Below are 12,124 nucleotides of genomic sequence, written 5' to 3'. Positions count from 1 at the left end.
TAAAAGAATTTTACAATAAAGTAGCACAAAGAAAAACCCCAAACCCCTCATGAGTGAGGGGCAGGGGAGTTGAGAGTGTCGAAGACACTTTTTTATGGTAAAACTCTGTCATTCGTCAGTTACTTATCCGTTAATTTGGTTAACTTGTTTTGAGGCCTTCATTGTAAATGACTTTTTACTCAAAATATAAATGCAACTCCAGCCTGACAATAGTAATACCTGTGCCAAAGTAACAAGCCATAATATTTCCATGTATCCACCAATAAGACAAAACAAGGTATTAGCGAAAGGAAAACCCAGGAAAGTAAACATGATAGGAAAATCCTTTTTGTAATCCAAGGAGCCGACAAACCTGCCATCCCAGTACTTGACTAAGGCTAAAACCAAAATCCCTACTGAAATGATAGAAAGAGCAATCAACATTACCCATTGCATATTAGAAGTTCTTGTGAAAAATGGTCCCATGTAATTAAAGAAATTGGATATAGGTGAAACCAGGCATACCAGAGAAAGAATGGAAGCCAAAACCGGGTATATATAACCAATCAGCTTACTATAACCACTCTTTTTATGCCACCATTCCCCGATTAAAATAAATGCAGTCCAGTATCCGGCTATATAGATCCATCCTGTAAAATTCATGACGGGTTCCCCATATATGACAGGTTCCCCAGGGAGCGGGTAATAACTCCATCTGCCAATGAGTCCTTCCGAAGTTTGAAAAATCTGTTTTACTGCGACCGGATCCAGTGAAAAGTCAAAAATCAAAGCACTAAGTCCAGCAATGAATGGTTTAGCCCATGATGGTATGTTTATCATCTTCAAAACACGTAACGTTGAGTAAACGATAAGAAACTCAATAATTGGAACAGTTAATGGTACATTGAATATCATTAGAATACTGCGCCCATAGGAGTAAAAACCTTCTTTTCCTATAGATCCCATAAATACAGCAACATTTTCAAAGACCGAGGCGTAAAAAAAGACAAAGCATACGAATTGTAGTAATACAATCTTTGGACGCTCTTCATTATCGATTATATAAAAAATCATTAAAGTGGCAATAATTAAAACTATAATATCTTGTATCATCCATACAGGAACTATTGTAATATTTCCCATTGTTTTACCTCCAGTTAAAATTATAATTGAGTTGAACGTTCAAATATATTATACTGATACAGTGTTACTTAATCAACGGTCAGTACAATGACAATGCGTTCGTTATCTTACAAATCATATAATTATTGTTCGTTTACTAATTTATTTAGGGAGAATATTATGGCATACGAAAAAGCGGACCAGCGAGTAAGATATACTAAGATGGTCATAAAAAACAGTTTACTGGAACTGATGAGAGAACGTCCTATCAGCAAAGTTACAGTGACAGATATATGCAGGAAAGCGGATATAAACCGCAATACTTTTTACTCACATTATGCGAATCAGTTTGAACTTTTATCAAGTATTGAAGATGAGTTATATGAAGATATCAGACAGGTAGTGGGGCGTACTATGAACCTCGAAGGTTCCGGAAAACTATCATATGAAATTTGCAAGTATATAAAAGCAAATAGCAATATATGCAAAGTATTATTCTCAGAGAATGGAAATAAAGATTTATTAGAACGTATTCTTTATATCAGCCATGATTTTAATATTGAAAAATGGAAGAATGAAGCAAAACAGATCGATCAAAAGTTATTCGATGACTGGTATACATTTACCGCATATGGCAGTATAGCCATAATAGAAAAGTGGGTCAATAGTGGTATGAAGGAAAGTCCCGGTAAAATTGCTGCTTTTATTGATAAAGCGACAGAAGCAGTACCGTACTTATAATAAATAGCAAACAGAACAGGACCTCCTGACATAGTTATTATTCTACGACAGGAGATCCTTGATTATTGCTCAGTAATCAGGTTTTCTACTTCATATAGCCGTGGTACCTTTACCCCATATTTTCTCGAAGCTGTAATAATTTCCTGTACAGCATAGCCAACTTTAAAGTGGTTATGCGCCATAAGCACATAAGCCATGCTTTTTTGAGGAAAAACTATATGAGTCATAATAAAACCTACAGCTTTCGGCGGCAGACTGCTCAACACGACTGTCAAAAAGTCAAGTTTTGATCCTCTTGCTCTTAAAACAGGGGTTATTTCTTTCAAGTTGCGGCCGACTCCCTCCAGTGCTTCTCGTGAAGAAATTACTTTTTTAAAACTGCCGCTTTTTAATACTTCAGCTTCCATTGCAGCGTTGAACGCGAAATGATTCCAGAGCCAGCTTTTTATATCCTTTTGAACCATGATCTTAAAGCCTGCCTGAACAAAAAGCTTACGAACCTCTAAATCCCTTTTGGTGGGCTGGGATTCAAAAGTTCCAAACTGAACAGTTTTGTAAAACCCACCGTACAAAGTGTTCCCTTCAAATCCGCCTCCACCACCGGGGAAGCCATAAACAATCTGATTGCGCGGAATCGACGAAACAGCCAATTGGGGGTCTTGCCAAAAGTTGCTGAAAAAAAGGACAGTTGCATTTCCAACTCGCGGTGCCAGGTACTTAACCACACTTGATATCTGTTCGGGATTGACACTTATAAAAATCAGGTCATAATCGTGATTTTCCTTTAACTCTTCGTGCATGACAATATCCCATTTTTCTTTTACCATGCGGTCTTTTTTGCTTTTTCTTGTATCCCATAGTTCCAAATTTACACAGGAACCGTATTGTGCCTTCCTGCCTTCCCGAACATAAAACTCAACGGTATGGCCTGCGTTTTCCAAAGCCCAGGCATACTGTGTTCCAATAACGCCGCGGCCCCAAATCAGTATTTTCATAAAACAACCTCCTGACTAATCATATGTTGACTTTTCAACACGTGTTTGGTACTGTTAGTGTACTGATTCGTGACTGGAGTTACAATGGTTATGTTCATTCCAATTGTTGAAAACTCAACATAATACACTGATTTGTTGAATATATGAAGGAGAACGCTGTGGATAGAAGAATTAAAAAAACAAGGCAGTTGATTATGGATACCTTTATCGACCTGCTATCCGAAAAAGAATTTGAGAAAATTACCATCAATGACATTGCAGAGCGCGCAGATATAAACCGTGGGACTGTTTATCTGCATTATTTGGATAAATACGACCTACTTGACAAGTGTATTGAAAAACATATTGACCTGCTGCTAAATCACTGTGCCAATAGTTCCAATACCACTTTGGATGCCAGTGCAATTCAAAGTGTTTTTGAATATTTGGAGAAAAATTTTACGATCTACAAGTTGCTTCTTAACAACGAGGGATTCGGGTTTTTCCGTAGTCGCTTATATGTGATCATTGCACAAACAGTAACCGAAGTTATAGGGAAAAAGTCAGAAGGCAACAAATTTTCAAATGGTATCACCACTCATTTTTTGACCTCAGGGTTTATTGGAGTATTGGAATGGTGGATCAACAATTCCATGCCTTGTAGTGTACAGGAAGTTACTGCACAACTCCTGTTCCTGCTGGAACCATACACCAGGCACCTTGTATCAGACTGACCTACGGCTTATCTATCGTAATCTATTTCTGCTAAAATCCCCAAAACACTTGACGGGATATATTTTCTGGCTTATTATAAAAGAAATATAGTATTTTTAAACGAGGAAAGGTAATAACAAACATGAACTCCATACTTAAATGGGCAAAATTGGAATCTATTATGATCGCATTATTTCAGGTTAAGGCTAGAAGTGCGTCCAAATTTAATAGATTTAAAGTAAACCATTTAAGATTTTTGGAGTATTCTGATTAATATCATTTGTTATTACGGTGATAATTATAAGAATTGCGACCCAAAGCTTATTGGCTTTGGGTTTTTTGCGTTCATTTTTAAGAAAAAGCAGAAATATGTTTATAAAAGAAAGGTCAGGCAAAGTCATGATAGAATTAAGTATTAATAATTTAACGAAATTTTATGGAGCAAACAAGATATTTGAAACAATAAGTTTTGAAGTAAAAACCGGGGAGAGGATTGGATTAATTGGCAAAAATGGGTATGGGAAAACCACAATTATGAAGATCATTATGGGTAAGTTTAAGGAAAGTAACTTAAATTTACAGGGATCGATTGAGGATGTGGAGCAGATGAAAGCAGGGGAAACATTGTATGGGGAGGAGACTTTGGAAGATTATCAGGCTGGTGAGGTAAATCTTCGTAAAGGGGTTAAGGTAGGGTATTTAAACCAGATCCCTGTTTACAGTGAGGATACCAAAGCGATAGATGTAATCCGCATGGCATTTCAAAAAGTTTTTGATTTGAAAAGACGGCTGTCAGAGCTTGAGGAGATGCTTCAGACCTTTTCAGGTGAGAAACTTGAAAAAGCACTGTTAAATTACGGACGGCTCACCCAGGAGTATGAGATAGCCGGAGGATATGAGCTGGAAACGAAGATAAACAAGATAACAGAAGGACTTAAAATTAATGATAATTTAAAACAACTGCCATTTCACAGCTTAAGCGGTGGAGAAAAAACAAGAGTGATTCTGGCGAAGATACTTCTTGAGGAGCCTGATATTCTGCTTCTTGATGAACCGACCAACCATCTGGACTTAGAAACAACAGAATGGCTGGAAAGTTTTTTAAAGGATTATAAAGGTTGTGTCCTGATTATTTCCCATGACAGATATTTTCTGGATCATGTTGCTATGAAAATCGTGGAGTTGGAGTTTAGCCGTGCCAATATTTATCTGGGAAATTACAGTTATTATGTATTGGAAAAAGAGAGACGGTTCTTAATTGACTACAGGAATTATATCAATCAGCAGAAAAAGATCGAACAGATGGAAAAGCAGATTGAGCGCTACCGTATCTGGGGAAATATGAGAGACAGTGAAGCGATGTTTAAGCGGGCGAAGGAATTGGAAAAACGTCTGGAAAAGATTGAAGTATTGGAAAAGCCGGTCCTTGAAAGAAGGAAGGTGCGTCTTAGCCAGGAAAGTGCGAAACGTTCCGGTAAAATGGTATTAGAAACTGAACACCTAAGTAAAAGTTTTAGTGATACCGTATTACTAAAAGATATTGATATGAAAGTTTATTATCAGGACAGCACCTGCATTATCGGAAAAAATGGATGCGGCAAATCTACCTTACTTAAGCTGATATTAGGAGAATTAAAACCAGATAACGGTACAGTTAAAATCGGCGCGCAGGTGAAAATCGGTTATCTGCCCCAACAGGTTGTTTTTGAAGATGAGGAACAGACCATACTTGAGTACTTTTCAGGTTTTCACAATATTACTTATGAAGCTGCAAGAAACCAGCTGGCAAGAGTTTTATTCTTGAAAGACGATGTTCATAAGAAAATAAGATTCTTATCCGGTGGGGAGAAGAGCCGGTTAAGATTATGTTCTTTAACCTTTGAAAAAGTGAATTTTATGATTCTGGATGAGCCTACCAATCATTTGGATATTGATTCCAGAGAAGTTCTGGAAGAAACCTTATCCGCATTTGAAGGTACCCTGTTATTTGTATCCCATGACCGGTATTTTATCAATAAAGTCGCAGGTAAAATCATGTCATTTGAAAATAACCGTCTTATCACTTATCCGGGAGACTATACTTATTATCAGGAAGAATTGCAAAAGGCGGAAAAATGTGAGGACCTGTCAAACGAAAAGATCAGAGTTCTCTCTAGTGAAAAAAAAACGTCCATTGGAATGGTAATGAATCAAGACACCAGAACGGAAAGCAGATCAAGAAAGTTGAATACGAAAAAGTCGGAAATTCTGGAGAACGAAATTGAAGCTATAGAAGCAGCTTTAAAAGCGCTGGAACAAGAAATAAATGATAATAGTACCAATTTTGCGTATTTACAGGAACTATTCTTGAAAAAAGAAACTATGGAAGAAGAACTGAATTGCGTTTATGATAAATGGGAGAATTGTCAGTAATTCCAGACCATATGAAGCCATTGTAAAAGCCCTGAATGTTTATATTCATAATAACGGCTTTCAATTAGGGATAGAAAATAAAGAGTTGGAGAAATTTATATGAATAATAAAATAGAAAACATATTAACGCAGATCATACACGCTTTTGCCGGAGTTGCCGGGATTGATGCCATCGTTTTGGGAGGTTCCCGCGCTACGGGTACGGCCAATCAAGATTCTGATATAGATATTGGAATATTTTATGATGAGGCGTCATTTGACCTTACATCATTCAGACAAAAGGCTGTCTCACTTGATGATGAACACCGAATAAATATTATAACCGATCCCGGCCAATGGGGTCCGTGGATTAACGGCGGAGGCTGGTTGAAAATTGATGGTATTGCCGTAGATATTCTTTTCAGGAATACCCAAAAAGTTATCACTGTAATTGATGATTGTATTTATGGAAAAATCACCATTGACTACCAATGCGGTCATCCGTTTGGGTTTGTGAATTCTATTTATATGGGAGAGGTCGCATATTGCAAAATTTTGAGCAGTAATAACAGCCTTATTTCAGAACAGAAAAAAAGGCTGATAGAAATACCGAAAAGCTACCAGAAAGCTGTAATAGAAAAATTTTTATGGGAATGTGAGTTTTCAAAACAGTGCGGTACGAAGGCAATTGGAAAAGGAGATGTTCTATATGCTGCCGGTTCATTGTTTCGGTGTGCAGTCAGCTTACTGCAAGTTCTGTATGCCATAAATGGGATGTATATTCTTAATGAGAAAGGCAGTTTGGGGCGATTACGAATGCAAAAAGAAGCATTTATCCCCAAAGATTTTGCCAGTGACGTGGAAGCAGCATTATCTGGATTAAGTAAAAATACAATACAAGATTGTTTTGACAGAATTCAGGTTCAATATAATGAAATATCTAGTTATTACAGCAGGCAAAAAGGCTTTAAATTATTATAACTGGATTCTTGACATATAAATAAAATGGATGCATACTTGATATATAAAACAGGTTAGTAACAACTAACGTGTTAACGGATTTGAAATAGTTTATCAGTCAAAAGTAAATGGCGCAGGAGATAAAGGAGGTTATGTATAACATGAAATCAGAACAATTAGAACGAATGAAGTATGGTTCAGGATTTATTGCAGCGTTGGATCAAAGTGGAGGAAGTACACCGAAAGCTTTGAGAGACTATGGAATTGAGACGTCAGAATACCATACAGAGGATGAAATGTATGATCTGATTCAGCAGATGAGAAGCCGGATTATCGTAAGCAAGGCATTTTCTTCCAAACATATTTTAGGGGCAATCCTGTTTGAAAAAACAATGGAGCGTAAAATTGACAACCTGTATACTGCGGATTATCTATGGGAGAAAAAAGGAATTGTCCCATTTCTGAAAATTGACAATGGACTGGATGAACAAAAGGACGGGGTTCAGTTGATGAAGCCGATTCCTAAGCTGGATGAGCTTTTAGGCAGAGCGGCTGCCAAAAATATTTTTGGAACAAAGATGCGTTCCGTTATTCATGAAGCGAACAGAACCGGTATTCATGGGATTGTAGAACAGCAGTTTGAATTAGGTCAGAAAATTTGTGATGCCGGATTTGTACCAATCCTGGAACCAGAGGTAGATATTCATAGCAGCAATAAACAGGAAGCAGAGGAAATGCTGGTTGCGGAAATTATAAGCCATCTGAAAAAACTGGATGATTCAATGAACATTATGCTTAAGGTGTCTATTCCTTCTGTGGCTGGAACGTACAATGATCTGATGAATGATCCGAAAATTGTACGGATTGTGGCACTATCCGGTGGTTACAGCCGTAAAGAAGCAGATGAATTGTTGAAGCAGAATCCAAAACTGATAGCCAGCTTTTCCAGAGCACTTCTTTCTGATCTTTCTGTAAAGCAGACTCAGCAGGAATTTGATGCGGCATTATTGAATTCAATTATTGAGATTTACGAAGCATCCTTATAGGAGGAATTGAATATGAGTCATCAATTAGTATTACTTCGTCATGGAGAAAGCATTTGGAATTTAGAAAATCTGTTTACTGGATGGACGGATGTTAACCTGTCAGAAGCCGGTATAGAGGAAGCAAGGGAAGCCGGTCGGTTGTTTAAGGAGCAGGGATATGAATTTGACCTCTGCTATACCTCCTATTTAAAACGTGCAATCCATACGCTGAATTTTGCCTTAGAGGAAATGGATGCAGAATGGCTTCCTGTGATAAAGGCATGGCAGCTTAATGAGCGCCATTATGGGGCATTACAAGGATTAAATAAGTCTCAGACGGCCGAAAAATATGGAGAAGAACAGGTGAAAATCTGGCGGCGTTCTTTTGATATAAAGCCACCGTCTTTAGAACCCCAGGATCAAAGAAATCCGGCGCATCAGAAAGCATATCATAATGTAGCAGAAAACGAATTACCGTTAGCAGAAAGTCTGGAAGATACCATTGCACGGGTTATTCCTTACTTTGAAACGCAAATCAGACCACAGCTTATAGCAGGAAAAAGGGTACTGATTACAGCTCATGGAAATTCCCTGAGGGCACTGGTGATGTATCTGGAGCATCTTTCCAAGGATGAAATCGTGGAGCTTAATCTGGCTACTGGAATCCCATTGGTATATGAGCTTGATGATACACTTTCGGTTATAAAAAAACAGTTTTTAGGAAATCCTGATTTGATTGCCGCAAAGATGAAGAAGGTAGCAAATCAGGGAAAAACAAAAAATTGAAAACGTTGAATGTCCTTATTATAATTTTAAAGAAAGCTACCAAAAGGTCAGATCACTCTGACCTTGGCGGCTTTCTTTATTTAATTAGTCGACCTCTATAGTAGTAAAATTTATGTGCCGCTTTGATCGAACGTCAGTGGATTCACACTATTTGGGACAGAATATCACTAATTAAGCAATTTTTGTGTTAGTATTTTAATAGTTTTATAATTTTATCAGAGAATAATTCTGTTAAATGTACACAATTAATAAAAAGTATGATATGATAATATTGTCGTTTTTTGTTGCCGCTTCGCTCTTAGTGATGTGGATTAATATTTTAAGAGGTGCTGCTTTGAAAATAACAAAATATAAATCTGTAATTCCAATTTATCTAACCGGATTATTGTGGTTCCTTTATTCTTTGATGTTTCCCTTATATCGCTTATGGGATTATTTCATAGTTCTTGTCTTATCTGTTTTCATTCATTTATCAGCATCTGTCATATCCTCCCTGCTCACTAAAGAAAGGTATCAGGGTATTGATACCGGCGATTGGAATGTGAATGATGTGCTCTTAACAGCTGTAGACGATCTGGATAAGATGAGACAGTTAAAAAGTACCATTCAAAATGAAGAGATAAGGATTCAGATACAAAGCTTTGAAGACGATTCCAGGCAGATCATTGAATTTATCAGAAACAATCCTCAAAGATACTCAAAGACCAGCCGCTTTTTTCAATATTATCTGCCGGAGACAGTAAAACTGCTTCACAATTATGCAGAGATGGAGATACAGGGAGGAAAAGCGGAGAACAGGTCAGCAGGTCTTCAAAATATTGCAGATTTCCTAAAGCAACTGGTAACAATTTATCATAAAATCAGGGTTAATATATATGAAGATAAAGTTTTGGAATCCTCCATTGACATAGAGGTCATGGAAACCATGCTCCGACAGGATGGCTACTTAGATGATATGGCACCTTTATCTTTAGAAAATGGGGGAACCAATGAAATTTTTAAAGAATAGGAAGACGGCAAAAGGCATCACTGCATTAATTATTCTGTTTTCCATACTGCTGGGAGCTCATCTTTCCCTCACAAAATTAAAGGAAGAAACACGGTCTGTTTTTTACCAGGGGGGAAACAAAGGTGAAAAAGGAATACAAACTGATTTGGAGTACATATCCGATCAGTGCTATAATCTGACGGTAGTAGCAGGCCGGTATATGAACCGGGAAGAGGACGAAGTAAATAAAGTATCAGAGTGTCTGGAAGCACTGAAAAAGACTGATACTCCAGGGGATAAATACCAGGCAAAGGAAAAACTGATCAAAGCTTCTATGGAGCTGCATGATAAACTGAATCTGATGAATCTGTCAGAGAAAGACCGGTATTATTGTGACAGCTTTCCTGTCAATTTAAAATCCAGGGAACTTATCATTTCTCACAACAGTTACAATGAAAAGGCAGCTTCCTATAACAGATGCCTGCAGCGGTTCCCTGCCAATATCTTAAGCAGGATAACGTTTGTAAGACCGTTGGAATTATACGAATAGAGGGGGATATTATGAAAAAACAAATTTGCTATTTGCTGCTGATTTTATTATTGGCAGGTATGTTACCGTTTCAAACAGCTGCCGCAGAAACACCGGAGCCTTCCAGTGCATTTTACGTCAATGATTTTGCTGATGTGATCAGCGAAGAGGTAGAAAATGAGATAATAGAATACGGCAGAAGACTGGATGAACAGACTGGAACTCAGGTGGTTCTGGTAACAATTGACTTTACAAATGGGGAGTCCATGGAAAATTATTCTATGGACCTGTTTAATAAATGGAAAATTGGTTCAGAAGAAAAAAACAATGGATTGCTGATCCTGCTGTCTGTTGGCGATGATGACTATTGGGCGATGCAGGGAACAGGACTGGAAGATACGCTATCCAGTGGAAAGATATCCAGTATTTTAAATGAATATCTGGAGCCTGATTTTGCAGCAAAAGACTATAGCGCGGGTGCAGAGAAGGTTTATGGAGCATTTGTTCAGGAACTGGGCGGACAATGGAAAACTGCTTCCGACAACAGTGAAACCATCAGCCATACAGCCGGTCAGTATGTCATTGATGAGGTTGGTATAATCAATGAAGATACCATCAATTACATTAATAAAAAAAGTTTACAGTCAAAAAATAAGTATAATGCGGCCGTTTATGTTGTGACTAAAGATTATTGTAAAGAGGGAATCAGTTTTCAGGAAGACACAATCAATACCTTTGAAGAGATTAATGCCGGAACCCGGGATGCAGTGTTGGTATTATACAGGGGGGATGATAATTATTGGCTCCTTCCTGGGAAAGAATCGGAAAGATTTATAAAAGATGGGGTATTAAGAGGAATACTGGATCAGGTACTGGAACCAGAGTTCGCGGCACAAAATTACAGCCAGGGAGCAACAGCAACGGCTGACCACCTTTATTTACTGTTCCAAAACAATTTTCAAAGAGTGAAAAGTACGGTACCAGTGAAGGAGGCAGTGAGTACAGATAAGTATGGGATTAACAATAAAAAAGCCAATCAACATAAGCCTTCTTTTAATCCGGCGCCATTACTGATAATTATTATAATAATATTATTAGTTAGAGGAAATCGACGAAAACTTTATAGGCAAGTATACGGAATTCCGTTTAACCCTTATAAAAAAAGATATATTAGAAAATATGGACCCCAAGGCTATTGGGGACCGAATGGTTATCCGCCTATGCACAGAAATGGTTTTGGAGGCGGAATGCCCCCTATGGGTGGTAATTCAGTTTCTTCAGGCAGTTTTTGGAGCAGCAGCAGTGGAACAGGGGACTCCACTCCCAAAAGCAGCAGCTGGGGAAGCAGTGGTGGAGCAGGCCGATCCAGTTCCAAAAGCAGCAGTTGGGGAAGCAGCGGAGGAGCAGGCCGATCCAGCACCAAAAGCAGCTTCTGGGGAAGCAGCAGTGGATCAGACTCCAGCACCAAAAGCAGCAGTTGGGGAAGCAGCAGTGGATCAGCCTCCAGCAGCAAAAGCAGCAGTTGGGGAAGCAGCGGTGGAGCAGGCCGATCCAGCTCTCAAAGCAGCAGCTGGGGAAGCAGTGGAAGCGGAGGTTCCAGCTTTGGTGGTGGAGCAGGCCGATCAAGTGGTATGAGTTCTGGTTCTGGCGGAGGCCGCTCAACATCAGGCGGAGGCGGAAGCACAGGTGGTGGCGGAAGCACCCGTGGTGGGGGAGCAGGAAGAAATAAATAAACTTAAAAGATCCATGGCAAACGGTTAAATAGAATAATGGTACACGATATGTGAAATGTAAGAGCATACCAAAGGACAATAAAGTCAGATGGTATGCTCCTTTTTCATTAGTAAGTAAATGTTCATATAACACTTGCATGTGACGTTACGTAATGTGGTAAACTGAAATGCGTAAGGAGGTG

11 protein-coding genes are annotated in these 12,124 nt (G+C 38.5%); 9 read left to right on the top strand and 2 right to left on the bottom strand.

Features of this window, described 5'->3' with window-relative positions:
* Positions 1-123 precede the first annotated feature (123 nt).
* Positions 124-1,122: a carotenoid biosynthesis protein gene (locus BXY41_RS17495; protein WP_104438148.1), complete on the bottom strand. Its 999-nt coding sequence runs from the start codon at positions 1,120-1,122 to the stop codon at positions 124-126.
* A 159-nt stretch (positions 1,123-1,281) separates the two neighbouring features.
* Between BXY41_RS17495 and BXY41_RS17490 the strand changes: the two genes are divergently transcribed.
* Positions 1,282-1,842 carry a TetR/AcrR family transcriptional regulator gene (locus BXY41_RS17490; protein WP_242980233.1) on the top strand — a complete coding sequence of 187 codons (561 nt, stop codon included), beginning with the start codon at positions 1,282-1,284 and terminating at the stop codon, positions 1,840-1,842.
* Positions 1,843-1,904: 62 nt separating this feature from the next.
* Here the strand turns inward: BXY41_RS17490 and BXY41_RS17485 are convergent, their stop codons facing one another.
* Positions 1,905-2,837 carry a ketopantoate reductase family protein gene (locus tag BXY41_RS17485; protein WP_104438147.1) on the bottom strand — a complete coding sequence of 311 codons (933 nt, stop codon included), beginning with the start codon at positions 2,835-2,837 and terminating at the stop codon, positions 1,905-1,907.
* Between the two features lie 158 nt (positions 2,838-2,995).
* Here BXY41_RS17485 and BXY41_RS17480 point away from each other — a divergent pair, with 158 nt between their 5' ends.
* The 8 genes from BXY41_RS17480 (at position 2,996) to BXY41_RS17445 (ending at position 11,942) form a co-directional block, all read left to right on the top strand.
* Positions 2,996-3,550 (top strand): TetR/AcrR family transcriptional regulator, encoded by a 555-nt coding sequence (locus tag BXY41_RS17480; RefSeq protein WP_242980232.1) that lies wholly within the window; start codon positions 2,996-2,998, stop codon positions 3,548-3,550.
* 379 nt (positions 3,551-3,929) lie between these two features.
* Entirely contained in the window at positions 3,930-5,942 is a 2,013-nt protein-coding gene (gene abc-f, locus BXY41_RS17475; protein ID WP_104438164.1) for a ribosomal protection-like ABC-F family protein, read from the top strand.
* Positions 5,943-6,041: 99 nt separating this feature from the next.
* Complete coding sequence (locus BXY41_RS17470; RefSeq protein ID WP_104438146.1) at positions 6,042-6,902, top strand: nucleotidyltransferase domain-containing protein; 861 nt, start codon at positions 6,042-6,044, stop codon at positions 6,900-6,902.
* A gap of 140 nt (positions 6,903-7,042) precedes the next feature.
* Positions 7,043-7,927 carry a fructose bisphosphate aldolase gene (locus BXY41_RS17465; protein ID WP_104438145.1) on the top strand — a complete coding sequence of 295 codons (885 nt, stop codon included), beginning with the start codon at positions 7,043-7,045 and terminating at the stop codon, positions 7,925-7,927.
* 12 nt (positions 7,928-7,939) lie between these two features.
* The gene (gene gpmA, locus BXY41_RS17460) at positions 7,940-8,692 is read left to right on the top strand and encodes a 2,3-diphosphoglycerate-dependent phosphoglycerate mutase (protein WP_104438144.1); all 753 of its coding nucleotides are present in this window, start codon (positions 7,940-7,942) and stop codon (positions 8,690-8,692) included.
* 334 nt (positions 8,693-9,026) lie between these two features.
* Positions 9,027-9,701: a 5-bromo-4-chloroindolyl phosphate hydrolysis family protein gene (locus BXY41_RS17455; RefSeq protein WP_170072443.1), complete on the top strand. Its 675-nt coding sequence runs from the start codon at positions 9,027-9,029 to the stop codon at positions 9,699-9,701.
* Positions 9,682-10,230, top strand: a complete 549-nt coding sequence (locus BXY41_RS17450) for a LemA family protein (RefSeq protein ID WP_104438142.1) — start codon at positions 9,682-9,684, stop codon at positions 10,228-10,230. Before BXY41_RS17455 ends, BXY41_RS17450 begins: the two co-directional genes overlap by 20 nt.
* Before the next feature lie 11 nt (positions 10,231-10,241).
* Positions 10,242-11,942 carry a TPM domain-containing protein gene (locus BXY41_RS17445; RefSeq protein WP_170072441.1) on the top strand — a complete coding sequence of 567 codons (1,701 nt, stop codon included), beginning with the start codon at positions 10,242-10,244 and terminating at the stop codon, positions 11,940-11,942.
* Positions 11,943-12,124 lie beyond the last annotated feature (182 nt).

This window comes from Lacrimispora xylanisolvens (assembly GCF_002934545.1).
In the GTDB taxonomy this organism is placed as follows: domain Bacteria; phylum Bacillota; class Clostridia; order Lachnospirales; family Lachnospiraceae; genus Lacrimispora; species Lacrimispora xylanisolvens.
Note: the sequence above shows the minus strand (reverse complement) of the source record. Positions and strands in the feature narration are given on the sequence as shown.

Bases quoted from the DNA above. Each gene is read 5' to 3' on its own strand.
- BXY41_RS17495 (WP_104438148.1), bottom strand. From the start codon at position 1,122: ATGGGAAATATTACAATAGTTCCTGTATGGATGATACAAGATATTATA.
- BXY41_RS17490 (WP_242980233.1), top strand. From the start codon at position 1,282: ATGGCATACGAAAAAGCGGACCAGCGAGTAAGATATACTAAGATGGTC.
- BXY41_RS17485 (WP_104438147.1), bottom strand. From the start codon at position 2,837: ATGAAAATACTGATTTGGGGCCGCGGCGTTATTGGAACACAGTATGCC.
- abc-f (WP_104438164.1), top strand. From the start codon at position 3,930: ATGATAGAATTAAGTATTAATAATTTAACGAAATTTTATGGAGCAAAC.
- BXY41_RS17470 (WP_104438146.1), top strand. From the start codon at position 6,042: ATGAATAATAAAATAGAAAACATATTAACGCAGATCATACACGCTTTT.
- BXY41_RS17465 (WP_104438145.1), top strand. From the start codon at position 7,043: ATGAAATCAGAACAATTAGAACGAATGAAGTATGGTTCAGGATTTATT.
- gpmA (WP_104438144.1), top strand. From the start codon at position 7,940: ATGAGTCATCAATTAGTATTACTTCGTCATGGAGAAAGCATTTGGAAT.
- BXY41_RS17450 (WP_104438142.1), top strand. From the start codon at position 9,682: ATGAAATTTTTAAAGAATAGGAAGACGGCAAAAGGCATCACTGCATTA.
- BXY41_RS17445 (WP_170072441.1), top strand. From the start codon at position 10,242: ATGAAAAAACAAATTTGCTATTTGCTGCTGATTTTATTATTGGCAGGT.